Source organism: Haloterrigena gelatinilytica, assembly GCF_013342145.1.
GTDB classification, from domain to species: Archaea; Halobacteriota; Halobacteria; order Halobacteriales; family Natrialbaceae; genus Haloterrigena; species Haloterrigena gelatinilytica.
The window spans coordinates 3,349,228-3,375,910 of sequence record NZ_JABUQZ010000001.1 but is presented as its reverse complement, the minus strand read 5'-3'; the positions used below and the strand labels follow the sequence as shown (position 1 = coordinate 3,375,910).

Sequence of the window (26,683 nt, the reverse complement as noted above, 5' to 3'; positions counted from 1 at the left end):
AGGGGGAAGTCGAGCGAGCGAACCGCTCCGTTTTGTTCGTTCGCATACACTAGACCGCCAGTGACGGATCAGATAAAGTAGCAGTAGTCTGATAAGAGTCTCCCGTGGAGCCGTCGAAGGCTCACTAACCGGTTGTACGCCCCTGTGGATTTATTTATCCCCGTGCCATCATCCTGTATTCACCGCCGAGAAGATTGGAAGTAGAATAGTTGGAACGAAAATGTATGAGGGGGAACAGTTGGTGCACGTCCACACCTATCTGATAAATAACGCTATGAATACATGATGGCAGACGACGATTTCCGTATCCTCCTCGTCGAGGACAATCCGGGCGATGCCCGCCTGATCGAAGAGATGCTCCGGGAGACGACCGTTCCGCTATCGTCGGTCGGCGAGGCGGACGTCGGCCGGGAGAGCCGGGAGGTGACTCTCCTCCGCGCCGATCGCCTCGAGGCGGGGCTCGACCGGTTGTCGTCGTCGTCGATCGATATCGTGTTGCTCGATCTAGGGCTCCCGGACAGTTCGGGCCTGGATACGCTCACGAGCGTCCTCGAGCACTCGGCGACCGTCCCGATCGTGGTGCTGACGGGCCTCTCCGACGAGCGGGTCGGCGTCCGCGCCGTCCAGCAGGGCGCACAGGCGTATCTCGTCAAAGACGAGATCACCAGCGCACTGCTGACCCGTTCGCTTCGCCACGCGCTCGAACGGCACCAGCGCGAAACGCAGTTGACCGCGCTGTCGACGGTCTCGCGGGAACTGATGTCGATGACCGCCTTCGACGATATCGCGGACCGAGCGGTCACCGCGGCGGCGGAGTCCCTCGAGTTCCCCGTCGCCGTGGTCTGTCTCTACGACGACCGCGGCGAGTTGCGGCCTCGGGCCGCCACCGATCGAGCGGAGGAAGTGCTGCTCGCCGAGGAACCGTCGGGTGCGACCGGCGTCTCGTCCCGGCTGTCGACGCCCTGTGCGGCGGTCGTCGAGCGCGTCTTCGCCACGAAACGGGCCGACGTCGCCGCGGCCGACGATCCCGACGCGTCCCTCCCGGACGCCGACTCCCCGCTGCGGAGCCGGCTCGCGTTTCCGCTCGGGACCCACGGCGTGTTCCTCGTCGGCTCGCCGACCGAATCGACGATCCCGTCCACCGCTGTGGACTACGCGACGATCCTGGCGACGAACACGGAGGCGGCGCTCGAGCGGCTCAGCCGCGAGCAGCGGCTGCAGGAGCGGGAGGCCGAACTCGAGAGGCAGACCGAGTCCCTCGAGCAACTCAATCGGATCAACGCCATGATCCGAGACGTCGTCCAGAGCGTCGTCCACGCGACGACGCGGACCGAAATCGAGCAGGCCGTCTGCGATCGATTGGCGGCCGCCGACTCGTTTCGCTTCGCCTGGATCGGCGTCCACGACGAACTCGAGCGGACGGTGACGCCGCACGCTCGATCGGGCGTCGAGGACGGGTACCTCGACAGCGTCCCGCTCGCGACCGACGGGGAGTCGGACGAGGGCGGTCCGGTCGGGGCCGCCGTGCGGACGCGCGAACTCCGGGTCGTCGGGGACGTGGTCCGGGAACTGTCGTCCGCATCGCGGCGCGAAGAGGCGATGAAACGCGGCTATCGGTCCATCGCCAGCATCCCCCTCGTGTACGCGGAGACGCTGTACGGCGTCCTCACGATCTACGCGGACCGCCCGGGGATCTTCACCGAGCGAGTGCAGGCCGTGCTGACCGAACTCGGCGAGACGATCGCCCACGCCATCAACGCGGTCGAAAGCAAGAAGGCGCTGATCAGCGACCGTGTCGTCGAACTCAAGTTCGAGATCCGCGACACGGATATCGTTTTTCTCGCCCTGACCGCGGAGATCGGTTGCGAGTGCTCCGTCGAGAGCGTCGTTCCGCGGATGGACGATCGGCTCCGCGTGTTCTTCTCGACCGACGGCGCGTCGGTCGACGAGGTGGCGGCGTTCGCCGAGCGAGCGCTCGCTATCGAGGAGTTCACGCTCGTCGCGGAGCGGGAGGACGAGTGCGTGTTCGAGTGCACGCTGCGAGAATCGAACGTCATCTCGTTCTGTCTCGAGCGGGGAGTGTCGGTGCAGACGCTGATCGCGGACGACGGAACGGGTCAGCTGACGGTCGAACTCTCCAGCGACGCGGACGTCAGGGGGTTCGCGGAGCGCTTTCGATCGACGTACCCGGAGTCGTCGCTGGTGGCGAGTCGGGAGGGCGAGCGGTCGGTACAGACGCGACAGGCGTTCCAGACGACGCTGACGGATCGACTGACGGATCGGCAGGCGGAGGTCCTGCGCACGGCCTTCTTCAGCGGCTACTTCGAATCGCCGCGCGCGAGCAGCGGGCGGGACGTGGCGGCGACGCTCGACATCACGCAACCGACGTTCAACCACCACCTCCGGGCGGCCTTGCGCAAGCTGCTGATGCTTCTCTACACGGACTGACCGGCGACTCCGTCGATTGAGCGCGCCGATCGGGTCCCGTTCGCGGCGATCTGGCGCGGACATCTCAACTGATAGTGCTCGCTCAAGCGCGCACCTCTCAGTTGAGCTAGTACGGCTTTCCCCGAACGTTCCGTTTTGCCGAGTAGAGCAACAGATGAGCGCAACAGAGACGACCCGACAACTCTCTCGGGCCGACGAGGTGTGTACCACGGTCGCGCTGGCGGTCGCGGACGCGACGGAGACGCCGGTCGACGAACTGCCGCCGCTGTACACGGTGATCGATCCCGACGCACTCAACGATATCTTCCGGCCGCGCAACGGCGATCGTCCGCCGGCGGGAACGCACGTCTCCTTCGTGATCGCGGGGTGCACCGTCAGCATCCGCGACGGCGCCGTCGTCGTCAGTCCGGGCGCGGAGACGGCCGACGACCGAACCGCCTCGGCGCGCGCCAGCGCGAACTGAGCGATGCGAAACGCCAGCCACGGCGGGTTCGATGGATGACGACGATCCGTCGGCCGCCGCCGCACCCGACGCTCCCGCCCGCTGTGAGAACTGCGGAACGAGCCTCGATCGGGGCAACTGGCACCCGACGGTCGGGTGGACGGACTCGGACGACACGTACCGTATCGCCCGGTTCTGTAGCGACGCGTGTCGCGACGAGTGGCGTCCGCCTCGCGAGGGGACCGACGACTCGTGACCGAACACCGACGACCGCGGGTAACGCCGCACTCCGATGACGGACACTGAGACCGAGGACGATCGAATTCGCGACGAGTACAGCGAATACACGGCCGACGGCGACGTCGTCGGCGTCATCGCCGATCCGCGAAACGACCGCGCGTGGATCTCGTCGACGATCACCTGCGACGTCGAGCAGTAGCCCCCGTCCCTCCGGCGCTCGCCGCCGCGGTCCGAGACGATCGCGTTCGCGTCCCGGAGGCTCGCCGCTACGTCGACGGCTCCCGCCGCTCGAGGACGAGCACGTACCGCGTCAGCGAGCGGTGGACGCGGCGTTCGAACGCGGCCTCGAGTTCCCACCCCGCGTCCCGGGCCTCGCTCGTCCACGACCGGTCGGCGATCATCACGGCCCGCGGGGCGACCCGCCGCGCTTCAGCGAGCGCGCCGGCGACCAGGTCCTCGAGGCGGTGGGTCTCGATCTTCGACTGGCGACCGTAGGGCGCGTCGAAAACGACGCCGTCGACGCTGTCGTCGGCCAGCGGGAGCCGGGTCCCGTCTCCGCGGGCGACGGCCCACTCCCCGCGGCCGACGCCGGTCGGCGACGGCTCGTCGGGCTCGAGGAAGTGCTCGAGGTTCTCCCGCGCGCCGCGGACCATCTTTTCCTGTGCGTCCGTCCCCACGACGTCCGCGCCGACGAGACCGGCCTCGACGAGGCCGCCGCCGGTGCCGCACATCGGATCGAGGATCGTCGCGCCGGGGCGGGCGCCGGCGATGTTCGCCGCCGCCCGGGCCAGCAGCGGGTCCATGCTGCCGGGCTGGAAGAAGGGTTTGTCCGTCGGCGCGCGGTCCCCGAAGTCGCGGACGCTCTCGGCCGCGAGCCAGCCGAGTGCGCAGACCGAGACGCGTTCCTCCAGCGAGTCCGCCTCCGCGCCCGCGTCGGCGAACAGGTCGCCGGTCTCCGCGTCGGCCTCGAGTTCCCCGCCGCCCTCGAGCGGTCCCTCGGAAAACGCCGCGCGCAGCACGTGATCGGGGTCGTCGAGGTCGACGGTAAAGCCCCGATTCACCAGGATCGAGCCGAGTTCGCGCTCCGCGCGCGCCGTGCTGACGCCCGTCGAGCCGTGGACGTCGGTCGCGCGCACCGCGACGCTCCCCTCGCGGTCGAGCGGCGCGGTCTCGAGGAGGGCGCGCGCGGTCTCGAGGTCGGCGTCGGTGCGCCCGAGCAGGTCGCTCGCGCGGTGCGTGTAGGCCAGTCCGCGGACGCGCTCGGGGTTGACGGCGTTCGCGACGGCCAGACCGGGGGCGATCCGCCGGACGCCGGTCGCGGCGCTGGTCGCTTCGCGGGCCGCGAACGCGTCGTCCTCGCCGCCGAGCTCGAGCAGGTACACGCCCGTAGCTCACCGCGGCGGCGGCCATGAGCCTACCGCTTCGCGGTCGTCGCCGCGGCGTTTCGAACGCCGATCGACCGTACATTCGTCCCGACTTAAACCCGCTTGCGAGCCAGTGACACCGGTTAAATTGGCGTATAAGCGCCTTCCGGTGCCGTCGAATATACCGGATATATCAGGTGGCGGTACTAACCTTTATAAACCTTAAATACGTCTTTTTAAGCGACTTATGACGGATCCCAAGGACACCATCAATATCGAAAACGTGGTGGCGTCGACCGGTATCGGGCAGGAACTCGACCTTCAGAGCGTCGCGATGGACCTCGAGGGCGCCGACTACGATCCGGAGCAGTTCCCCGGCCTCGTCTACCGCACCCAGAACCCCAAGTCCGCCGCGCTGATCTTCCGGTCGGGCAAGATCGTCTGTACCGGTGCCAAGAGCACCGACGACGTCCACGAGAGCCTGCGCATCGTCTTCGACAAACTCCGCGAACTCCAGATCCAGGTCAACGAGGACCCCGAGATCGTCGTCCAGAACATCGTCACCAGCGCCGATCTCGGCCGGAACCTCAACCTGAACGCCATCGCGATCGGGCTGGGCCTCGAGAACATCGAGTACGAGCCCGAGCAGTTCCCCGGTCTGGTCTACCGCCTCGACGAGCCCGAGGTCGTCGCCTTGCTGTTCGGCTCCGGCAAGCTCGTCATCACCGGCGGCAAGAAGCCCAAGGACGCCGAACACGCGGTCGACAAGATCGTCTCCCGCCTCGAGGACCTGGGCCTGCTCGAGTAACGCCACCCGTTTTCGCCCGCTCACCGGCTCGCGGGTAACGGCCGTGTAGTTTTCCGCGGCGCACCGCGCCGCGCTCGCAACCCCGCTACCGACAGGGTTCGACCCGCCGCGGACGGACGCCATCGCGGTCGTGAACCGTTCTCTTCGCTTCCATTAGTGCTCGCTTTCGGTCGGTAATTGAATCGATTTTGCGACTCTCGTCGACCACTGTCCCGAAAACCGTTTCGCCGTCACTTCACCACTCTTCTGCCGGATTTCGATCGTTCGAACTCCGTTGAACGGTCCATAGTGGGCTGAATTCGGTCTCAGGTACCCCAACGACCGACCCGGTTTATCCACTCGCCAACGCTGAGTGTCCGGTATCGATGACGATCCACACAGACCAGCCGACGACCGGGTCACCTGCCAGCCGTCGGCGCGCGGACGACGGCGACGACCGCGCGGACGGGACTGCGGTCGCGATCGACGACTCCATCCCGCAGGCTGCCGTCCGCCGCGTGCTGGACAGCGATCGCCGCCGCGAACTGCTGCGCTGTCTGCTCGACGCGGACGACTCCCTCGAGCTGCCGGCGCTGGTCGCCCGGATCGCCGACGCCGAACACGACTCGACGGCCGTCACCTCGCTGCTGGACCTGCGCCAGCGCGTCCACGTCTCGCTGTGCCGGACCCACCTGCCGCTGCTCGAGAACTACCGCGTGCTCGACTACGACGAGGGGTGCGGCTGCGTCGCTCCCGGGGCGCGGCTCTCGGCGTTCGAATCGGTTCTCGACCTCGAGGCCCTTGGCGGCCCGGACACTGCGGGGCTGTCGTCGGGGCCGTAGCTCGGCGGAGTCGGACCCGCGGTCGCTTCGCGCGAGCCGGGCGCCGCGCGGCCGCGATTACTCGACCAGCCGCTCAATCTCGGTCACCAGAATGTCGCTCGCGCCGGCGTTCTTGACCTCGGTGATCGTCTCGAAGACCCGCCGTTCGTCGACGACCGCGTGGACGGCCACCATCTCGTCGTCAGCCGGCGCTTGCGTCTCCCCGCCTTCGCCGGCGATGTCCATCACCGTCGGCCCGCCCATCCCGGGGATGACGTCCCGGACCTCGTCCAGTCGGTCCCGCGGCGCGTTCATCATCAGGTAGCGCTTGCCCTCGGCCTGCTTGACCGACGAGAGCGCCGTCCGGACCTCCTCGACCTTCGGGTCGTCGAGGACGTCCTCGCGACCGAACAGCCGGACGGAACTCGAGAGCACCTCCTCGACCACCGCGAGCCGGTTCATCTTCAGCGTCGTCCCCGTGCTCGTGATGTCGACGATGGCGTCGGCCATCTCGACGTGGGGAGTGAGCTCCGTCGCGCCGGAGACCTCGACGATGTCGGGCTCGACGCCGGTCTCGGCGAAGAAGTCTTCCGTGATGTTCGGGAACTCGGTGGCGACGATGCCGCCCTCGAGGTCCGCGACCGACTCGATGTCGCCGTCTTCGGGGGCGGCGAGGACGAGTCGACAGCGGCCGAACTCGAGGTCTAACAGTTCGTCGACGTTGTCGACGCGAGCCTCCCGGACCTGGTCGTAGCCCGTGATCCCGAGGTCGGCCGCGCCGTCGGCGACGTACTCCGGGATGTCCGCCGCGCGGGCGAAGAGGACGGAGACGTCCGGGTCGACGGTGTCGGCGTACAGTTTCCGATCGGCACCGTTCTCGAGGTGGAGCCCCGCCCGCTCGAGGAGGTCGATCGTCGGCTCGTGCAGGCGGCCCTTGTTGGGAACGGCGATTCGCATATGCTCCCCGTTGGTCGCCGGCGGGGAATTGTCTTTTCATCCGGGCGAACGGTCGGTCTCCCGGCGCCGCGGCCGGGAGTCGCCGGCCCCACCTCCTTGGTGACCGACCGCATACCGTCCGACCGAAGCGACCGATGGACGATCACGATCACCGAGCAGAGGAGCCGTCCGATACCGCTCGAGACGACGACGAGCGGGCCGACCGGACCGAACGGTCGCTGCTCGAGGACGAGGCCGACGACGCCGAGCGCGGGCGAGCCGAGATCCGCGACCGGCAGGAGCGCGAGGGCGGTCGCGCCGGCGACGAACGCGGTGCGGGTCGCGGGAGCCACGGCGACGATCACGGCGCTCACGAGCACGGCGACCACGGCGGTGGGATGCACGCCGGCCACGAGACGATGTTCCGGCGCCGATTCTTCGTCTCGCTCCTGCTCTCGATTCCTGTCCTGCTCTACAGCGAGATGCTCCAGGAGTGGCTCGGATTCTCGGTGCCGGCGTTCCCCGGCAGCGAGTGGATCACCCCCGTCTTCGCGGTGATCGTCTTCGCCTACGGGGGCGTTCCCTTCCTCCGGATGGCCGTCCCGGAACTGCGCGAGCGCGCGCCGGGGATGATGACGCTCATCTCGATGGCGATCACCGTCGCGTTCGTCTACAGCCTCGCGAGCGTCGTCTTTCCAACCCAGTCGGCGTTCTTCTGGGAACTCGTGACGCTGATCGACATTATGCTGCTTGGCCACTGGATCGAGATGCGCAGCGTCCGGCGCGCCTCGAGCTCGCTGGACGAACTGGCGAAGCTGATGCCCGACACGGCCGAGCGGCTTACGGATGACGGTGAGAGCGCGGGACCACGTCCCGTGGACAACCGGGCGCAGCCCGGTGAAACGGAAGAGATTCCGGCGACCGAACTCGAGGAGGGCGATCTCGTGCTCGTCCGGCCCGGCGCGAGCGTCCCCGCCGACGGCGTCGTCGAAACGGGCGAGTCGGACGTCAACGAGTCGATGATCACCGGCGAGTCGATGCCCGTCGAGAAGGAACCCGGCGACGAGGTGATCGGCGGGACGGTCAACGGCGACGGCAGCCTCCGCGTGCGCATCAGCGCGACGGGCGAGGAGACGACGCTGGCCGGCATCATGCGGCTGGTCGAGGAGGCCCAGGGGAGCAAATCGCGAACGCAGGCGCTGGCCGACCGCGCCGCGGGCTGGCTGTTCTACGTCGCCCTCGGCGCGGCCGTCGTCACGGCGCTCGCGTGGACGATCGCGACCGGTTTCGACTCGGCGGTGATCGAGCGGGTCGTCACCGTTCTCGTCATCGCCTGCCCGCACGCGCTCGGGCTGGCGATTCCCCTGGTGGTCGCGATCAACACCTCGCTGGCCGCGCGCAACGGGATGCTCGTCCGGGACCGGATCGCCATGGAGCGCGCTCGCACCCTCGATACCGTCGTCTTCGACAAGACCGGGACGCTCACCGAGGGCGAACAGGGCGTGGTCGACGTCGCGACCGTCGACGGCGTTTCCGAAGAGGAGGCCCTCGCGCTGGCGGCCACCGTGGAGAGCGACTCGGAGCACATGATCGCACAGGCCATCCGCGAGGCGGCAGACGAACGCGGCGTCTCGAGGGGGACCGCCACCGACTTCGAGGCGCTGAAAGGGAGGGGCGTCCGCGCGACGGTCGACGGGGCGGCGCTCCGCGCCGCCGGACTGTCTCGCGGCGACGAGACGCGAGACGGCCAACGGATCTACGTCGGCGGGCCGAACCTCCTCTCGGAACTCGAGGGCGACGTTCCGACAGCGCTCGAGCGGTTCGCCGATCGAGCGGGCGAGAACGCGCAGACGGTCGTCTACCTCCTTCACGACGAGCGCCCGGTCGCCGCCTTCGCGCTCGCCGACGTCGTCCGCGAGCAGAGCGACCGCGTCGTCGACGCGCTCCACGAACTGGGACTCGAGGTGGCGATGCTGACCGGCGACTCTGAAGACGTCGCACACGCCGTCGCAGCCGATCTCGGCATCGACACGGTCTTCGCCGAGGTGTTGCCGGAGGACAAGGACGAGAAGATCACGGAGCTCCAGGAGCAGGGGAAATCCGTCGCGATGGTCGGCGACGGGGTCAACGACGCGCCGGCGCTCACCAGAGCCGACATCGGCATCGCGATCGGGAGCGGGACGGACGTGGCCGTCCAGTCGGCGGACATCATCCTCGTCAAGAACAACCCGATGGACGTGGTTCGGCTCGTCAAGCTGAGTCGGGCGAGCTACCGGAAGATGCAACAGAACCTCGTCTGGGCCGCGGGCTACAACGTCTTCGCGCTCCCGCTGGCGGCGGGGATCCTCGCGCCGATCGGGATCCTGCTCTCGCCGGCCGTCGGCGCCTTGCTCATGTCGCTGAGCACGGTGATCGTCGCGATCAACGCGCAGTTCCTCCGACGGACCGATCTCTCGGTGCCGAGCCTGCCGGGCGTTGCCGCGCCGGGTGAGCCCCGGCCGGCGGACTGAGTCGACCGAGCCGTCGGTCGCGACCCGAACGATCGGTGCTTTTCCGGCCCGCGGACGTAGCGGAGCGTATGCCCGGTTCGCGAACCGCGACGGCGGCGATTGGTCTGCTGGTCAGTCTGCTCGTGAGCGTCGTTCTCTGGTGGCGATTCAACACGTTCGCGTTCTTCCTGTTCGTTCCGTTCGTCCCGTTTCTGTTCCGCGGTTCGGGTCAGAGCGCAACCGAAGCGACGACTCGAACGTGTCCGTCTTGTGGATTCCAGACGCGGAATCGAGCCTACGAGTACTGTCCTCGAGACGGAACGCGGCTGGCGGACCGACGTCAGTAGCGAGTGTTCGCCTCGATTACGCGCTGGCCTCGTAGCCGGCCTCGTCGACCGCCTCGACGAGCGCCTGCGGGTCCGCATCGCCCTCGACGGTGGCTCGCGCGGCCTCGCGGTCGACGTCGACCGACTGCACGCCCGAGACGCCCTCGAGTGCGTCTTCGACGGTCTGTTCGCAGTGTTCGCAGGACATTCCTTCGACGGTGATCGTCTGACTCATAGGAGAGTGTAGGGACGCCCGCTCTTTGTGCGTTACTGCTTTCGATGCTAGCGCGTCGGCGAATCTGAGTTCGGATTCCAAAGCGAGCGCCGCTACTCTCTTTGGCGGCCGGTGCGAACGACGCGTATGCGAGACCTCGACGAAACCGACATGGAAATCCTGCGGCTGCTGGGCGAGAACGCCCGGCGGCCGTTCAGCGAGATCGCCGACGAAGTCGACCTCTCCGGGCCCGCGGTCTCGGACCGCGTCCAGCGCCTCGAGGAGGCCGGGATCATCAACCGATTCACGCTCGACGTGGACCAGTCGCAACTCCGGGCGGGCGTCCCGGTGTTCGTGCGGGTGACCGCTCCCTCGGGCGCAGTCGAGGACTGCCGGACGGCGGCCGCCGAGGCCGACGCCGTCGAGCACGTGTTCGTCACCGCCGACGGCGAGATCTGGTTCTACGCCCGCGCGCAAGTCCGGCGCGTCCGCGAGTGGCTCGAGGGGCTGCTCCCCGACGGAGCGGACTGCGAGTACGACGTGACGCTGCTGGACGACGCCGAGTGGACGCCCTCGCTCGAGGGGACGCAGTTCGCGCTCACCTGCGCGGAGTGTGGCAACACCGTCGACAGCGAGGGGGAGTCGACGCGAATCGACGGCGAGGTGTACCACTTCTGCTGTCCGTCCTGCTCGAGCCGGTTCGAAGGCCGATACGATCGGCTCGAGGAGGGCGTCTGAGTTTCGACTCGAAAGAAACTGCGCCCCGAAACTTTGGGTTCGAACCAATAAAGGGGGTAAGTCGCCGTCGTGTAGTAGTTAGTAATGAATACCCGGACCGCACGCCTGGATATCCGGGGCATGAGCTGTGCGAACTGTTCGCAGACGATCAGCGATGCCCTGGAGTCCATAGACGGCGTACGCGAGGCGACCATCAACTTCGCCACCGACGAAGGCACCGTCGAGTACGACCCCGACGCCGTATCGCTCGCCGAGATCTACGCGGCGATCGACGAGGCCGGCTACGAGGCCGACCGGGCGAGTCGATCGATCGGGATCACGGACATGAGCTGTGCGAACTGCGCCGAAACGAACGAGTCGGCCCTCGAGTCCGTCCCCGGCGTCATCGAGGCGGAGGTCAACTACGCGACCGACGAGGCCTCCGTCGCGTACAACCCGGCCGATACCTCGCTCGGGGACCTCTACGCGGCGATCGAGGACGCCGGCTACACGCCCGTTCGCGACGACGCGGACGGGAGCGACGAGTCGGATCGGGACCGACGCGACGCCGCCCGGCAGGCCGAGATCCGCAAACAGCGCCGGCTGACCATCTTCGGCGCCGTGCTGTCGGCCCCGTTCCTGTTGTTCATGGCCGATCGGCTCCTGCTCGGAGGGGCGATTCTGCCCGAGACGGTCCTCGGCGTCGAGTTCGGCTGGCTCGAGTTCCTGCTCGCGACGCCCGTCTACGTTCTGCTCGGTCGGGAGTTCCTCGAGAACTCCTACACCGCGCTCGCGAGGAATCGGACCGCCAACATGGACGTGCTGATCGCGCTTGGCTCCTCGACGGCGTATTTCTACAGCCTCGTCGTCCTGCTGGGCCTGCTGGCGGGGAACCTCTACTTCGACACCGCCGCGCTGATCCTCGTGTTCATCACGCTGGGCAACTACCTCGAGGCCCGCTCGAAGGGCCGGGCCGGCGAGGCCCTGCGGAAACTCCTCGAGATGGAGGCCGAGACGGCCACGCTGGTCGACGACGACGGGACCGAGACCGAAGTACCCCTCGAGGACGTCTCGGTCGGCGACCGGATGAAGGTCCGGCCGGGCGAGAAGGTGCCGACGGACGGCGTCGTCGTCGACGGCCAGTCGGCGGTCGACGAGTCGATGGTCACCGGCGAGTCCGTGCCGGTCGAGAAGGGCGAGGGCGACGAGGTGATCGGCTCGACGATCAACGAGAACGGCGTGTTAGTCGTCGAGGCGACGAAGGTCGGCGAGGACACGGCCCTGCAGGGGATCGTCCAGACGGTCACGGAGGCCCAGTCCCGCCAGCCCGAGATCCAGAACCTCGCGGACCGCATCTCGGCGTACTTCGTCCCCGCGGTCATCCTCAACGCGACGTTCTGGGGGCTGGTCTGGTTCCTCTTCCCCGAGGCGCTGGCGGGCGTCGTCGACGCCGTGCCCGTGCTGGATCTGGTCGGCGGCGGCCCCGCGGCCCTCTCGACGTTCGAGTTCGCCGTCGTCGTCTTCGCCTCCGCGGTGCTGATCGCCTGTCCCTGCGCGCTCGGGCTGGCGACGCCCGCCGCGACGATGGTCGGCTCCACGCTGGGCGCCCAGAACGGCGTCCTGTTCAAGGGCGGTGACGTCTTAGAGCGCGCGAAGGACGTCGACACCGTCGTCTTCGACAAGACCGGGACGCTGACGACCGGCGAGATGACGCTGACGGACGTCGTCGCCCTCGAGGGCGAGACGGCCGCGCCGGACGGCGGTGAGACGGCGACGGACGGCGGTGCAGTCGCTGCTCGAGCCCGGCTCGACGAGAGCGAGGTCCTTCGCCTCGCTGCCAGCGCCGAGCGCGACAGCGAACACCCGCTCGCCCAGGCCATCGTCGAGGGCGCCGCGGAGCGCGGCCTCGACCTCGCAGACGCCGCGGACTTCGAGAACGTCCCCGGACAGGGCGTCCGGGCGACCGTCGACGGCCGCGAGGTGCTGGTCGGCAACCGGCGGCTGCTCGAGAGCGAGGGCGTCGATCCGTCGCCCGCCGAAGGGGAGATGGAACGTCTCGAGCGCGAGGGCAAGACCGCCATGCTGGTCGCGGTCGACGGCGCGGTCGCGGGCGTGGTCGCGGACGCCGACACGGTCAAAGAGAGCTCTGCCGACGCGGTCGCCGACCTGCGCGAGCGCGGACTGGACGTCATGCTGATCACCGGCGACAACGAGCGGACGGCCCGCGCGGTCGCCGAGCGGGTCGGGATCGACCCCGACGACGTCCGCGCCGGCGTGCTGCCCGAGGACAAGGCCGACGCCCTCGAGGACATCCAGTCGACGGGCCGCAAGGCGATGATGGTCGGCGACGGCGTCAACGACGCGCCGGCGTTGGCGGTCGCCCACGTCGGCACCGCCATCGGCTCGGGGACCGACGTGGCCATCGAGGCCGCGGACGTGACCCTGATGCGCGACGACCCGCTCGACGTGGTGAAGGCGATTCGGATCTCCGAGGCCACGCTGGCGAAGATCAAGCAGAACCTCGTCTGGGCGCTGGGCTACAACACCGCGATGATTCCGCTGGCCTCGCTCGGGCTGCTCCAGCCGGTGCTGGCGGCCGGCGCGATGGCGCTGTCGTCGGTGTCCGTGCTCTCGAACAGCCTGCTGTTCCGGCGGTACACGCCGGACCGCGACTACGAGCTGCTCGGTCGGCTGCGACGCTAGTCGCGTGCGGTATCTGTTGATTCTACTCCACGAATTCTACTTTCTGACGGACTTCATCTGGTTCGGTAGCGAACCGCCAAGCAACGGCGAGCGTCCTGCATACCGTGGCAACGGGGAATTCCACGCCCTCCCCAGCCGATTCGCTCACGCTCTCCGACCGTTCGCTCATCCCTCGCACGAGGTTGACGACTGGTCTCGCTATCGCTCGACCAGCCGACAGCGCGCGCCACCGCATTGCTGATCGTCAGTTTCGAATGTCGAATGCCGGGTGTCGAGTTCCCCGCTCACAGCGGGACGAGCACGTCCGCGAGGAGCAGCGTCACGTAGGCCTCGACGAACGCGGCGAGGACGAGCAGCAGCCAGCCGAAGACGACCAGCGCGGTCGTCCGCGCGAGGTAGGCTTTGGTGAACAGCGCGTCGCGAGAGCCGGCGATCCGCTGGCCGACTCGGTGGACGAACCGGAAGCCGACGGCGGCGGCGATAAACAGCGCCGGGAGTTCGAAGAGCCCGTGGGGCCCGATCAGGGCGACGATCACCGCCGGACTGGTCTCGGCACCGAGGACGGCCGCGACGTTGCCGATGAGGAGTCCGTTCGTGACCATGATGAGCAGCGTCACGAGCCCCAGCGTGAGCCCGCCGCCGATCGCCGCCAAGAACGGCGGCGTGTTGTTCGCGATGAAAAACGACGCCGTGGGATCGAAGGCGATCTCGCCGACGGGATCGACGCCGCCGCCGGGCAGTTCGCCCTCGCCGAGATCCTCCGTGATCATCTCGAGCAGCAGCGCGGTCAGGTCGACGCCGGCGGCGTACAGCGCGACGCCGATCGCGATCCCGACGGCGAACAGCGCCGCCGAGAACCAGACGTACGGCCGGTGTTCGGCCCACCCGGTCTCGAGGGCGGAGAGAAGCGACGGCGCGATCGTCCGGCCGACGAGACCGGCCGCGCCCAGTCCGACGCCGAGCACGGCGGCGCCGGCGGCCGCCGTCGGCGCGTCGTGGGCGACGAGGATCGTCCCCGCGGTGCCGACGGCGACGACTGCGAGCGAGAGCAGGAGCGCGGCCCAGACTCGGTTTCGCCGGGTACCGGGAGCGGCCGGCGGCTCCGAGCCGCCGCGGTCCGGCTCCGGACTCGAGACGGCTCCTTCCCGATCGTCCCGCAGATCGACCGTCAGCCGGTCGGTCCGCGAGTCGTCGCGGCGATAAGCTGGCGACCGCTCCTCGCGGCCGGCCGTCGCTTCGGACCTCCCCGTTCGGTCGTCGTCGCTCCCGCTCATGATGGCAGTTCCTCGAAATAACAGATAAATCTCCGGGCCGTCGGCGGGGTCCGGCGGCGGACGCGGACCGGTTCCGGGTCGACAGTATAAGGCCCCTCCGCGCGAAACGCCGAGCCATGACGACGCTGGCTATCACCGGCGGGCAGGTCTTGCTGCCGGATATCACGGTGACCCGTGCGGACGTACTGATCGACCAGGACGACGGTGAGATCCTCGAGATCGGCGACGACCTCGCCGCCGACGCCGACGAGACGCTCGACGCGGCGGACTCCCTGGTCACGCCGGGGTTCGTCAACGGCCACTGTCACGTCGCGATGACCCTGTTGCGCGGGTACGCCGACGACAAGCCCCTCGACGCCTGGCTGCGGGAGGACATCTGGCCCGTCGAGGCCGAACTGACCGCCGACACCGTCCGCGCGGGCACCGAACTCGGCGTCCTCGAGATGATCAAGTCGGGGACGACCGCCTTCGCGGACATGTACTTCTTCGTCCCGACGATCGCCGAGGCGGTCGCCGACGCGGGGCTGCGCGCCCGCCTCGGCCACGGCGTGATCTCCGTCGCCAAGGACGACGAGGCGGCCCGCGAGGACGCCCGCGAGGGCCTCGCGGTCGCGGCGGAGATTGACGGGATGGCCGACGGGCGCATCGCGTCGGCCTTCATGCCCCACTCGCTGACGACCGTCGACGGCGAGTACTTAGAAGAGTTCGTCCCACAGGCCCGCGAGCTGGGGGTCCCGATCCACTACCACGCCAACGAGACCACCGACGAGGTCGTCCCGATCGTCGAGGAGGAGGGCGTGCGACCGCTGGCCTACGCCGCGGAAAAGGGGATGCTCGAGGACGGCGATTTCGTCGCCCACGGCGTCCACGTCGACGAGAGCGAGATCGGCCTGCTCGCCGAGGCGGGGACGAGCGTGATCCACTGCCCGGCGTCGAACATGAAACTCGCCAGCGGGATGGCCCCCGTCCAGCGCATGCGCGAGGCCGGCGTCACCGTCGGCATCGGCACCGACGGCGCGGCCTCGAACAACGACCTCTCGATGTTAGACGAGGCCCGCGACGCGGCCATGATCGGCAAACTCGCGGCCGACGACGCCAGCGCCGTCCCCGCGGAGGCGGTCGTCGAGATGATGACCCGGGGCAGCGCCGAGGCGATCGGTCTCGACACCGGTCGCCTCGAGGAAGGCGCCCCCGCCGACCTCGCGGTGATCGACCTCGAGGAGCCCCACCTCACGCCGCGCCACGACCTCGTGAGCCACCTCGCCTACGCCGCGGCGGCGGCGGACGTCCGCCACACCGTCTGCGACGGGCAGGTCCTCATGCGCGACCGCGAGGTGCTGACGCTCGAGGAGGACGCGGTTCGAGCGCGAGCGAGCGAGGCCGCCGAGACGTTGGTCACCGCGGCCGAGGAGTGAGGCGGTTCGCGGTCGGCTAGCGACGGCCGTCCGTACCGAAATCTGAACGTTTAGAGCTAGTTATAAACGTTAAAACTGTCTCCTGATACGTTTCGTCGCGAAAGAAACGCCCCGAACCGCCGCGGGGGTTTATTCATGAACTCCTGAATGTCTCGACCGGGATGAACGGATATCGACTGCTTGCGGCGACACTGGCTGCCGTCATGGTCTGTACGGCGCTCGCACCGATGGGTGCGGCGGCCGCGACGACCGACCACGACGACCTCTCGGTGTCCGTCTCGCAGGCGGATGACGTGATCGTAACGGTAGACGCGAACGAATCGGTTGCGAACGCGACCGTCGACGTGACGGTCGACGACGAGAACGCGTCCTACGAGGGCGCAGGCGAGTACGACGTGGCCGACGACGGCACGGTCGTCCTCCCGACGCCCGAGGAGAACGTGACGGTGACCGTCACCGCGACGCTCGGCAACGAGACGGCCGAAACGACGGCGACCCTCGAGGCCCCCGAAGAATCGGGTACCACCGGGATCGACGTCGCGCAGGACGGCGCCGACGTCTCCGTCACGGTCACCGAGGACGGCGAGGGCGTCGCGACGGACGTCGCCGTCTCGACGGTCGACGAGAACGCCAGCTACGCGGACAGCGGCACGCACGCGACCGACGAGAACGGCACGCTGACGCTCCCGGCGCCGGAGGGCAACGAGAGCGTCGAAGTCGCGTTCTCGGCGACGGTCGGGAACGAGAGCGTCGAGACGACGGCGACGCTCTCGCCGGCCGAGGAGACCAACGACGGCCTCCCGGGCAACTTCGGCGCGCTCGTCGGACAGTTCATGGAGGAGAACGCCTCCGACAACGAGAGCGACGAACCGTTCGGCGTCAGGCTGGCCGGCTTCGTCGTCGAGCACAACCCGGGTAACGCGCCCGATCACGCGGGCCCGCCGGACCACGCCGGCCCGCCGAGCGATGACGACGGTAACGACGTCGACGACGACGAGAAGCGTCAGGGTCCGCCGGAACACGCCGGTCCGCCGGACAAGGACGATGAAGACGACGACGGTGACGAAGAAGACGAGGTGGAAGATGAAGACGACGGGAACGGCGGCGGTCCGCCGTCCCACGCCGGTCCGGACAACTAACGACCGATCGACGGACGGCGGTCGACGGCGCGGCGTTCGGATCGTCAGAGGCACGAACCCCGTCGTCGCCGTCCGCTCCGATCGCGCGCGCTCGAGGCGGCTCGGGCGCCCTCGATCGTCGACCGACACCCTGTAGTTGCCGTTCGAACGATTTTTTCGACCGAAATCGATACTGATCGAGCGACCGTTCCCACCCGGGGAGTCGCTCGTCGAGCGATCGTTTCGCTTCGGACGGCCGTTCCGCGCTCGACATCGCTTCGGTAGCGTTTTGGCGCCCCTTCCACTCAGTCGACGTATGACCGACACTGCGTATCCGCCGATCAGCGAGCAACTCGACGACCTCGAGTCGGCCCGGGAGGAGGGCCGTCGCAAGATGGACTGGGCCGCCCAGCACATGCCCATCCTCGAGTCCGTCCGCGAGGAGTTCGTCGCCGACCAGCCCTTCGAGGGCGAGCGCATCGGGATGGCGATGCACGTCGAGGCGAAGACGGCGATGCTCGTCGAGACGCTCGCGGAGGGCGGCGCCGAAGTTGCCGTCACCGGCTGTAACCCCCTCTCGACCCACGACGACGTCTCCGCCGCGCTCGACACCCACGAGAACATCACCAGCTACGCGAAACGCGGCGTCGACGACGAGGAGTACTACGACGCCATCGAGGCCGTCATCGCCCACGAGCCGACGATCACGGTCGACGACGGGATGGACCTCGTCGCCGCGATCCACGAGGACTACCCCGAACTGATCGACGGCATCGTCGGCGGCGCCGAGGAGACGACCACGGGCGTCCACCGACTGCGCGCGATGGACGCCGACGGCGCCCTCGAATACCCCGTCTTCGCGGTCAACGACACGCCGATGAAGCGACTCTTCGACAACGTCCACGGCACCGGCGAGTCCTCGCTGGCCTCCATCGCCATGACCACGAACCTCTCGTGGGCCGGCAAGAACGTCGTCGTCGCCGGCTACGGCTACTGCGGCAAGGGCGTCGCGAAGAAGGCCGCGGGCCAGAACGCGAACGTCATCGTCACCGAGGTCGAGCCCCGGCGCGCCCTCGAGGCCCACATGGAGGGCTACGAGGTCATGCCGATGGCCGAGGCCGCCGAGGTCGGCGACGTCTTCCTGACGACGACGGGCAACCGCGACGTCATCGTCGAGGAGCACTTCGAGAAGATGCAGGACGGCGTCCTGCTCGCGAACGCGGGCCACTTCGACATCGAGATCGACCTCGAGGCACTGGACGACCTCGCGGTCGACCGCTACGAGGTCCGCGACGGCGTCGAGGCCTACGAACTCGAGGACGGCCGCAAACTGAACGTCATCGCCGAGGGGCGACTCGTCAACCTCGCCGCGCCCGTCTCGCTGGGCCACCCCGTCGAAGTGATGGACCAGAGCTTCGGCGTTCAGGCCGTCTGCGTGCGAGAGATGCTCGAGAACGGCGACCGGTACGACGCGGGCGTCCACGACGTGCCCGACGAACTCGACAAGGAGATCGCCGAGATCAAACTCGAGGCCGAGGGCGTCGACCACGACTCGCTGACGGACACCCAGCGCGAGTACATGGACTCCTGGGACCACGGGACGTAAGCGTCGATACCGCGGTCTCGGTAGCCGTTCGGGAGGGTCCGTAACAAGGCTCGATTCGGACCGCCTGAGCCGTTACGACCCCGCCGTCGCGTCTACCGCCCAGTCCGGTTTCTCGACGTCGGTGCTCCCCACGTCGGACAGCGTGTACGACTGCGTAATCCTCCGGGTCGTGGATTCGGCCCAGACGAATTCGTACTCGTAGTGGCGGATGACGCCGTCTTCGTCGAGCAGGAGTGTCGCTGAGAACTCCTCGTACGTCGAACTCGCGTTCTCGCCTCCCGCCCACGAGTCGGACAGCGCGTCGACGCCGGTGGCCTCGTACCGCATCACCGGAACGTCTCGGAACGTCTCGACGCCTTCGCGCTGGTAGGTGGCGTCAATCGCGGCGTGATCGAGCTGGCGCATGCTGTCGTTGCTGAACAATCCCCGCCAGAGGTACCGGTCGCTCGATTCGTTGAACACCGACGCGGGAGAGAGTTTCCGCACCGTCGTGCGGTCGTCCTCGAACAGCACGGACTCCGCACTTCCGTTCGAGTAGGTGCTCCCGTTCCCTGAAAAGTAACCGGTGGTGTGTCCGAGGTACTGCGAACTGCTGGGCTCGGCGAGAAACCGGCTCGTGTCGTTCATGTGCCTGACGTCCTTCTCCGACGGGTGGAGAACGCGATCCGTTCGGTTTTTCTCGGTCGAGAGCGTGAAACTCGTGTTCGTCATCTCGGTTGCGTGTCTATCGAACACCGACTGGTCGATGGCCGACGCGTTCGGGAACTCGTCGGGAGACACGTCGGGGGACGCGTCAGGCGACGAGTTCTCGTCCGCGCCCGGAAGTCCGGTACATCCCGCGAAGACCAGGAGGGCAGCGACGGCGATCGCTGAGAGCGGAGACGTACGCATGGGAGACTATTCAATCAACTCACAGTTAACGCTGCCGGGGAACTCCACCTCTCGGCCACGGGCGATACCATCCGAACCCGGTGTTGTGACTCTCAGGAGAATCAGTCCCGAACCGATTGCAAGATACGCGCTCTGTACTCGGCACGCCTTTTCTGACAGCCATCAGTGACACGGATGGCCACACTGGTAACGCCCTCGCCGCTACTGATCGCTAGTTTCACGGACGATCGAGCACGCAGAACCGTGCTCCCCTCCACTGACTGTAACTGGAGACGGAGAAGGCAGCGTCGGAGACAGAACAGCGGGAAACCGACCTAGCTCGAGTCGCCCGCATCGGCGTCCGTATCGACGGGTTCGACCACGAACACCAGCCCCCCGTCCTCGGGACCGCCCAGGCGGACCCGAACCGGAAACGTCCCCCCCGAGTTTCGACGGCCGGTACAGCTCCCGGTCCAGCGCCAGCCGTCCGCGACCGTCGGCACCGCGGCCGTCTCGAGGCGCTCGACGCTGTCGTCGGTAAACAGCGTCCGCCACGAGCGTCCGGCGAGGTCGTCCCGACCGTAGCCGAACTGCATCGCGAACCCGCGGTTCGCGAACTGGACGGTGCCGTCGGGCGCGACGATGGCGATCGCGTCCCCGGCGAGTTCGATGCCGGCCAGCGAGCGCCGGGAGAGTCCGGCGAGGCGTCGCCGCTCGACGAGCGACCGAATCCGGCGGCGCAGCCGATCGCCGTCCTCGATCGCCGCGGCGCGGTCCACCCAATCGAGCCAGCCGTGGGAGCGTACTCCGTCGTCGACCGTCGCTCCCTCGTCGACGAGCAGGACGATCGGGAGGTCGATCGTCCCCTCGGTGACCCGCTCGATGAGGCCGGTGCCGTTTTCCGGCGGGTAGGAGCCGACGAAACAGTCGACGTCGTCGAGCTCCGGGAGGGCGTCCGCGACCGAGGGCGCGGTCCGAACCGCGATTCGATCGTCGTCGTCGACGGCGGCTTCGACCCGCTCGGTGTGCCGTCGATCGCCGACGGCGAGGGCCGTGAGCTCCCCGGCGATCGGCGACGGACCGTCGAGGGCGGGCGCGACCGTCGCCGGCGTCATCGGCGTCCTCCTGATCGATTCGCGCCGCCGGGCGCGGTGCTGGAGGGGGCGATCGCCCCCGTCGTTGTTCGACCGCACCGCTTACGGGCTCTCATGGACCGTTCCGTCGACCAGAATGGTGCCGTCGCCTCGAACTTCGACGGTGTGCTCGCCGTAGCTGAACTGGACGCGAGCGGTCGCCGGCGTGGTCCCCTGAAAGAGCTGATCGAGCGCCTCGGGGTCGACGACGTGGTACAGCGGCTCGAGTTCGACGGGGTCGGTGTCGGTCGCGTCGGCGATGGCCTCGATCACTGAGAGACTGAGCGAATCGTTGTGGTAGTCGAGCGTCGTTCCGGACATGTTATTCGTTCGAAGGGCAGCGGCGGCTATCCGGCTATCCATTATACACGTAAACCCGTCGCGATCGAGACGCTACACATATAGAAACCGGGCCGAATCGGCCGAGTTGGGCCGCTCGAGGGGGCGTCTCGTCGGTCGGCCGATCCGATTGTGAACGGTCGTCGTGCCCGAGTCGCCGGACGGCCGCTACGGATAGTAGTCGCGCGGTAAATTTCGCCAGCGAACGGGCGATACGATCCCTGCAGATCATGTACGGTCCTCGCATACGTCGGTCATGGTCAGTCGTTCGTCACGCAGCGGCGCCCTCGACGGGTCTCTCGGCCGGCGGCGGTCGCCGGTCCTCCTCGGGGTGATTCTCGTCGGTGCGCTACTCCTCGGTCTCGGACCGCAACTCCACGACCCGTCGATCGTTCCGCTCCCGTTCGTCCTCGGACTCGCCGCTCGCGGCGGCGCCGATCGGGAGCCGACGCTCGAGCGCCTCGCGGGCGAACTCGAGACGTTCGTCTCGCGGATTCGCGACGGCGAGGTCGGCGAAGCGATCGCCGGTCCCGAAGCGGACGCCGAAGCCGTCGACTTCGAACTCGACCGCGACGACGCCCTCGGCCGCCTCTCGACGGCGATCGACGAACTGACGGCGGCGGTCCGGGAGCGCGAGCGCCGGTTCGACGAGCGCGAACGGGAGCTCCGGGAGACGAACGAACGCCTCGGGGCGGTGATCGAAGCCTCGCCGTCGGCGCTGGTCGCGCTCGACACCGACGAGACGGTGACGCTGTGGAACCCCGCCGCCGAACGCGTCTTCGGCTGGAGCGAGGACGAGGTGCTCGACGAACCGCTGCCGTTCGTTCCGGACGACCGGGCGGAAGACCACCGCGAGATCTTCGACCGACTGTTCGATGGCGAGTCGATCGCCGGGCTCGAGACCCGGCGGGTGACGAAAGACGGCGAGCGGATCGACGTGAGTATCTCCGCCGCCCCGATCTACGGCGCCGACGGCGAGATCGTCGGCACGATGGGCGCCCTCGAGGACATCACCGAGCGCAAGGACCGCGAACGCCGGCTAGAGTCGACGAGCGCGCGCCTCGAGGCGCTGTTCGAGAACTCTCCCGACATGATCGACGTGCTCGATACCGAGGGGACGATCGTCGAGGCGAACCACCGGTTCTGCGAGATGCTGGGGTACGAGGAGTCGGAGCTGGTCGGCACGAAGATCTGGGAGTACGAAGCGCTGTTCGACGCCGCCGACGTCGAGGCGCTGCTCGCGGAGCTCTCGGTCGGCGAGCGGCGCAAGTTCGAGGGCCGATACCGCCGCCGCGACGGCTCGACGTTCCCCGTCGAGGTCCACCTGATCCGGATCGATTTCGCCGACGAGACCCGGTTTCTGGCGATCAGTCGCGACGTGACCGACCGGAAGGCCGACGAGCGGCGGTTGCGCGAGCGCGAGCGGGAACTGCAGCGATACAAGGCCTACACCGACGACGTCCTCGACGCCATCGACGACGTGTTCTACGTGATCGACGAGGACGGGGCCCTCCTGCGGTGGAACGAGTCGCTCGCCACGGTCTCCGGCTACGACGCCGACGAGATCGACTCGATGGACGCCGTCGAGTTCTTCGCCGAGGCGGATCGGCCGGCCATCAACGAGGCGATCGCCGAGGTTCTCGAGACCGGCACGGCCCGCGTGGAGGTGCCGATCCGGACCGCCGACGGCGAATCGATCCCCTACGAGTTCGTCGCGACTCGACTCGAGGACCTCGAGGGCGAGACCGTCGTGACCGGCATCGGTCGCGACATCTCCGAACGGACCCGCTACGAGCGCGATCTGGAGCGGACGACCGAACTGCTCGAGCAGGCCCAGCGGCTGGCGTCGGTCGGCGGCGTGGAAATCGACGTCCGCGGGGATCCCTACGAGGTGACCGCGTCCGACGAGTTCTACCGGCAACTCGACCTCGAGCCGGGAACGACCCTGACGCCCGACAAGATGCTCGCGCAGTTCCGTCCGGACGATCGGCCGGCGATTCGGTCGGCGCTTTCCGGCGCCGTCGAGGACGGCGAGGCGTACGATCTCGAGGCGCGACTCCGATCGACCGACGGCGAGCCGCGCTGGGTCCGGGTGATCGGCGATCCCGTCCGCGAAGGCGGGGAAACCGTCGCCGTTCGGGGGTCGATGCAGGACGTCACCGACCGCAAACACCGCGAGCGCGAACTCGAGCGCTACGAGACGATCGTCCAGTCGATCGGCGACCCGGTCTACACGCTCGACGAGGACGGGACGGTTCGGTTCGTCAACGACGCGATCGAGACCCTGGCGGGGTACGATCCCGAGGCGTTGATCGGCGACGACGTCTCGGCGCTCCTGCCGCCTCCGGACCTTGAGCGGGCCCGCGAACAGGTGCGGGAGCTGCTCCGTGAGGAGGAGGGACCGTACGCCACCGTCGAGACGGATTTCATGACGGCCGACGGCGACGTGATCGAGACCGAAACGCACATCGCCCTGTTGCCGTCCGAGGACGGCGAGTTCGCGGGCACGGCGGGGGTCGTCCGCGACATCACCGACCGCAAGGAACGCGAGCGCGAACTCGAGCGCTACGAGACGATCATCCAGGCGATCGGCGACCCGGTCTACACGCTCGACGAGGACGGGACGTTTCAGTTCGTCAACGACGCGATCGAGCCGCTGGCGGGGTACGAGCCCGAGACGCTGATCGGGGCGGACGTCGAGAGCGTAATGTCCCCGACGAATCTCGAGACCGCCCGGAACCTGGTCCGGGAGCTGCTCCGGGAGGACAAGCTCTACGAGACCTTCGAGATGGACCTCGAGACCGCCGACGGCGACGTGATCGAGGCGGAAAACCACATGGCGTTGTTACCGTCAGAGGACGGCGAGTTCGCGGGCACGGCGGGGGTCGTCCGCGACATCACCGACCGCAAGGAACGCGAGCGCGAACTCGAACGGACGACCGAATTACTCGAGCAGGCCCAGCGGATCGCCGGCGTGGGCGGCTGGGAGCTCGACGTGACGGCCGATCCCTACGATCTGACCGTGAGCCCCCAACTCCAGCGCCTGTTCGGCCGCGATCCGTCCGGCGCCACGCAACGGGACGTCTCGGCGGCGCTCGGGCGGTACCACCCCGACGATCGATCCCGCGTCCTCTCGGCCGTCGAGGACGCGGTCGAGCGCGCCGAGAGCTACGATCTCGAGGTCCGGATGTACACGTACGACGACGAGCTGCGGTGGATGCGGACGATCGGCGAACCGATCGTCGACGACGGCGAGGTCGTCGCCGTCCGCGGCTCGATGCAGGACATCACCGACCGCAAGCGACGCGAACGCGAACTCGAGCGAACGACGGATCTGCTCGAGCGGGTCCAGCGGATGGCGACGATCGGCGGCTGGGAACTCGACCTCGAGTCCCAGCCGCGGACCGCGACCTGGACCGACGAGATGTATCGGCTCCACGACCTCCCGACCGACGCGACACCCGACCTCGAGCGGACGATCGAGTGCTTCCATCCCGACGATCGGGCGTTCGTTCGCGAGCGAGTCCAGACGGCCCTCGAGACGGGGACGGGATACGATCTCGAGACGCGGATCCGAACCCGCGAGGGCGAGATCAGGTGGGTCCGCGCGATCAGCGAACCGATCCGGAACGAGGACGGCGACCTCTACAAGTACCGGGGCACGGTGCAGGACATCTCAGACCGGAAGCGCCGGGAACTGGCCCTCGAGTCGCTCCACGAGACCGCCCGCGGCCTGCTCAACGCGGAGACGGAGTCGACGGTTACCGACCTGGTCGTCGAGACGGCCGCCGAACTGCTCGAGACCGACGACGTCAGCGCGGGCGTCTACCTGCTCGACTCCGAGACCAACCGGTTCGAACCGGTCTCGTCGACGGCCGGCTTCGCCGATCGGTCCGGCGGCGCACCGTCCATCGCGGTCGGCGACGGCGACTCCGTGCTCTGGACGACCTACGTGACGGGCACCCAGACCGTCGTCGACGACGCCGAGATCGGCGATCGATCGCCGCTGTTCGGCGGCGACGCTTCCGGCGGGCTGCTCGTCCCGATCGGCGACTACGGCGTCTTCGTCCTGCTGGCCTCGCCCGCGACGATCGACGACGAAACCCGACGGCTGTTCGAGACGCTCGTCGCGACCACCGAAGCGGCCTTCGACCGCCTCGAGAGCGAGGCGAACCTCCGGGAGCGCGACGCGGAGCTGGCGGCCCAGAACCGTCGGCTTCGGCGCCAGATCCAGATCACGGAGATCATCCGCGGGATCGACCGGTCGCTCATCGGCGCCGACGGCCGCGACGAGATCGAGCGAACCGTCCCCGAGCGACTCGTCGCGGCGGACAACGTCTCCTTCGCCTGGATCGGCGACCTCGACGCGAGCGGCTCGACCCTCGAGCCGCGCACCTGGGCCGGCGACGACCCGGAGTACCTGGACGCGGTCGACTTCGGTCTCGAGGGGGAATCTCAGGAGCCCGCGGTTCGGGCCGCTCGATCGGGGACGCCGACGGTCGTCGAGAACGTCGTCGAGGGCCTCCAGGGAGAGGCGTGGCGAACGAACGCGCTCGACGCGGGCTTCCAGTCGGCCGTCGCCGTCCCGCTCACCTTCGAGGAGTACAGCTACGGCGTCCTGACGGTCTACGCCGACGAACCCGACGCGTTCACCGACCTCGAGCGCTCGGTGTTCGCCGAACTCGGCGAGGGGATCGCGAACGCGATCAACGCGGCCCAAACCCAGGAAGCCCTTCACGCCGAGACGCTCGTCGAACTGACCCTCGACCTCGAGACCGACGACGTCCTGTCGCGGATCGCGACGGCGACCGGCGCCGCGGTCACCTACGAGGGGCTCGGCACCCACGGCGAGTCGGAAACGTCCCTGTTCTTCGAGACTCGAGGGGCGTCGGCGGCGGCCGTCCGCGACGCGCTCGACGGCCTCGTCTCCGTGACGTCCGCGCGCCTCGTCGCCGAATCCGACTCGCGCTGTCTGTTCGAGGCGACCGTCACCGGCGACGTCCTCGCCTCGCGGCTGGTCCGCCACGGCGGGAGCCCGCGATCGATCACGGCCGACGAGGGCCGGACCGAGGTCACCGTCGACGTCCCCGTGACGACCGACGTTCGCGAGTTCGTCGAGATGCTCCGGGATCGGTACGAGCGCGTCGACCTCCGGTCGCGCCGGCACGTCCAGCGGACGATGCACACCCGCCAGGAACTGGTGACGTCGCTGTTCGAGGACCTGACCGACCGACAGCTCGAGGTGCTTCGGACGGCGTATCTGGCCGGCTTCTTCGAGTGGCCCCGCGAGAGCACCGGCGAGGAGATCGCCGAGATGCTCGAGGTGACTCAGCCGACGGTCAACCGCCACCTCCGGATCGGCCAGCAGCGGCTGCTGGCGCGCCTGTTCGACGACGAGACGCTCTCGCTCGCCGACGGCTCCTGAGCCGCTGACGGCGCCC

At 68.3% G+C, this 26,683-nt stretch carries 21 protein-coding genes; 14 read left to right on the top strand and 7 right to left on the bottom strand.

Annotated features, from left to right (window positions below; translation table 11 throughout):
• Window positions 1-285: 285 nt before the first annotated feature.
• The 4 genes from HTZ84_RS16770 to HTZ84_RS16755 all read left to right on the top strand — a co-directional run bounded on the left by HTZ84_RS16770 (window position 286) and on the right by HTZ84_RS16755 (window position 3,329).
• Complete coding sequence (locus tag HTZ84_RS16770) at window positions 286-2,448, top strand: bacterio-opsin activator domain-containing protein (protein WP_174681717.1); 2,163 nt, start codon at window positions 286-288, stop codon at window positions 2,446-2,448.
• A gap of 154 nt (window positions 2,449-2,602) precedes the next feature.
• Entirely contained in the window at window positions 2,603-2,911 is a 309-nt protein-coding gene (locus tag HTZ84_RS16765; RefSeq protein ID WP_174681716.1) for a HalOD1 output domain-containing protein, read from the top strand.
• Between the two features lie 31 nt (window positions 2,912-2,942).
• Window positions 2,943-3,146, top strand: a complete 204-nt coding sequence (locus tag HTZ84_RS16760) for a DUF7576 family protein (protein WP_174681715.1) — start codon at window positions 2,943-2,945, stop codon at window positions 3,144-3,146.
• 36 nt (window positions 3,147-3,182) lie between these two features.
• Window positions 3,183-3,329, top strand: coding sequence for a hypothetical protein (locus HTZ84_RS16755; protein WP_174681714.1), 147 nt, complete (start codon window positions 3,183-3,185; stop codon window positions 3,327-3,329).
• A 67-nt stretch (window positions 3,330-3,396) separates the two neighbouring features.
• Here the strand turns inward: HTZ84_RS16755 and HTZ84_RS16750 are convergent, their stop codons facing one another.
• Window positions 3,397-4,512 (bottom strand): methyltransferase domain-containing protein, encoded by a 1,116-nt coding sequence (locus HTZ84_RS16750; protein WP_174681713.1) that lies wholly within the window; start codon window positions 4,510-4,512, stop codon window positions 3,397-3,399.
• Window positions 4,513-4,741: 229 nt separating this feature from the next.
• On the opposite strand from HTZ84_RS16750, the gene HTZ84_RS16745 reads away from it, so the two are divergent.
• Window positions 4,742-5,302 (top strand): TATA-box-binding protein, encoded by a 561-nt coding sequence (locus HTZ84_RS16745; protein ID WP_005554970.1) that lies wholly within the window; start codon window positions 4,742-4,744, stop codon window positions 5,300-5,302.
• Window positions 5,303-5,667: 365 nt separating this feature from the next.
• Window positions 5,668-6,123: a DUF7344 domain-containing protein gene (locus tag HTZ84_RS16740; RefSeq protein WP_126663936.1), complete on the top strand. Its 456-nt coding sequence runs from the start codon at window positions 5,668-5,670 to the stop codon at window positions 6,121-6,123.
• Between the two features lie 57 nt (window positions 6,124-6,180).
• Here HTZ84_RS16740 and hisG read toward each other — a convergent pair whose 3' ends face one another.
• Window positions 6,181-7,059, bottom strand: a complete 879-nt coding sequence (gene hisG, locus HTZ84_RS16735) for an ATP phosphoribosyltransferase (protein WP_174681712.1) — start codon at window positions 7,057-7,059, stop codon at window positions 6,181-6,183.
• A gap of 134 nt (window positions 7,060-7,193) precedes the next feature.
• On the opposite strand from hisG, the gene HTZ84_RS16730 reads away from it, so the two are divergent.
• Together HTZ84_RS16730 and HTZ84_RS16725 are read left to right on the top strand one after the other, a co-directional pair.
• Window positions 7,194-9,548, top strand: a complete 2,355-nt coding sequence (locus HTZ84_RS16730; protein WP_174681711.1) for a heavy metal translocating P-type ATPase — start codon at window positions 7,194-7,196, stop codon at window positions 9,546-9,548.
• Between the two features lie 68 nt (window positions 9,549-9,616).
• Window positions 9,617-9,874 carry a hypothetical protein gene (locus HTZ84_RS16725; RefSeq protein WP_174681710.1) on the top strand — a complete coding sequence of 86 codons (258 nt, stop codon included), beginning with the start codon at window positions 9,617-9,619 and terminating at the stop codon, window positions 9,872-9,874.
• A 16-nt stretch (window positions 9,875-9,890) separates the two neighbouring features.
• Here HTZ84_RS16725 and HTZ84_RS16720 read toward each other — a convergent pair whose 3' ends face one another.
• Window positions 9,891-10,088, bottom strand: a complete 198-nt coding sequence (locus HTZ84_RS16720) for a CopZ family metallochaperone (RefSeq protein WP_174681709.1) — start codon at window positions 10,086-10,088, stop codon at window positions 9,891-9,893.
• Window positions 10,089-10,214: 126 nt separating this feature from the next.
• On the opposite strand from HTZ84_RS16720, the gene HTZ84_RS16715 reads away from it, so the two are divergent.
• Together HTZ84_RS16715 and HTZ84_RS16710 are read left to right on the top strand one after the other, a co-directional pair.
• On the top strand, window positions 10,215-10,805 hold the full coding sequence (locus tag HTZ84_RS16715) for an AsnC family transcriptional regulator (protein ID WP_174681708.1): 591 nt from the start codon (window positions 10,215-10,217) through the stop codon (window positions 10,803-10,805).
• A gap of 84 nt (window positions 10,806-10,889) precedes the next feature.
• Entirely contained in the window at window positions 10,890-13,487 is a 2,598-nt protein-coding gene (locus HTZ84_RS16710) for a heavy metal translocating P-type ATPase (protein ID WP_174681707.1), read from the top strand.
• Window positions 13,488-13,771: 284 nt separating this feature from the next.
• Here the strand turns inward: HTZ84_RS16710 and HTZ84_RS16705 are convergent, their stop codons facing one another.
• Entirely contained in the window at window positions 13,772-14,761 is a 990-nt protein-coding gene (locus tag HTZ84_RS16705) for a stage II sporulation protein M (protein WP_174681706.1), read from the bottom strand.
• Window positions 14,762-14,877: 116 nt separating this feature from the next.
• Here HTZ84_RS16705 and HTZ84_RS16700 point away from each other — a divergent pair, with 116 nt between their 5' ends.
• The 3 genes from HTZ84_RS16700 (at window position 14,878) to HTZ84_RS16690 (ending at window position 18,900) form a co-directional block, all read left to right on the top strand.
• On the top strand, window positions 14,878-16,176 hold the full coding sequence (locus HTZ84_RS16700) for an amidohydrolase (protein WP_174681705.1): 1,299 nt from the start codon (window positions 14,878-14,880) through the stop codon (window positions 16,174-16,176).
• Between the two features lie 161 nt (window positions 16,177-16,337).
• Window positions 16,338-17,315, top strand: a complete 978-nt coding sequence (locus HTZ84_RS16695) for a hypothetical protein (protein WP_174681704.1) — start codon at window positions 16,338-16,340, stop codon at window positions 17,313-17,315.
• A gap of 295 nt (window positions 17,316-17,610) precedes the next feature.
• Window positions 17,611-18,900, top strand: a complete 1,290-nt coding sequence (locus HTZ84_RS16690; RefSeq protein WP_174681703.1) for an adenosylhomocysteinase — start codon at window positions 17,611-17,613, stop codon at window positions 18,898-18,900.
• A gap of 72 nt (window positions 18,901-18,972) precedes the next feature.
• Here the strand turns inward: HTZ84_RS16690 and HTZ84_RS16685 are convergent, their stop codons facing one another.
• The 3 genes from HTZ84_RS16685 to HTZ84_RS16675 all read right to left on the bottom strand — a co-directional run bounded on the left by HTZ84_RS16685 (window position 18,973) and on the right by HTZ84_RS16675 (window position 21,224).
• Window positions 18,973-19,791 carry a DUF7537 family lipoprotein gene (locus HTZ84_RS16685; protein WP_217468235.1) on the bottom strand — a complete coding sequence of 273 codons (819 nt, stop codon included), beginning with the start codon at window positions 19,789-19,791 and terminating at the stop codon, window positions 18,973-18,975.
• 314 nt (window positions 19,792-20,105) lie between these two features.
• Window positions 20,106-20,885, bottom strand: a complete 780-nt coding sequence (locus HTZ84_RS16680; protein WP_174681702.1) for a PAS domain-containing protein — start codon at window positions 20,883-20,885, stop codon at window positions 20,106-20,108.
• Between the two features lie 81 nt (window positions 20,886-20,966).
• Window positions 20,967-21,224 carry a HalOD1 output domain-containing protein gene (locus tag HTZ84_RS16675; RefSeq protein ID WP_174681701.1) on the bottom strand — a complete coding sequence of 86 codons (258 nt, stop codon included), beginning with the start codon at window positions 21,222-21,224 and terminating at the stop codon, window positions 20,967-20,969.
• Window positions 21,225-21,498: 274 nt separating this feature from the next.
• On the opposite strand from HTZ84_RS16675, the gene HTZ84_RS16670 reads away from it, so the two are divergent.
• The gene (locus tag HTZ84_RS16670; RefSeq protein WP_174681700.1) at window positions 21,499-26,667 is read left to right on the top strand and encodes a PAS domain S-box protein; all 5,169 of its coding nucleotides are present in this window, start codon (window positions 21,499-21,501) and stop codon (window positions 26,665-26,667) included.
• Window positions 26,668-26,683 lie beyond the last annotated feature (16 nt).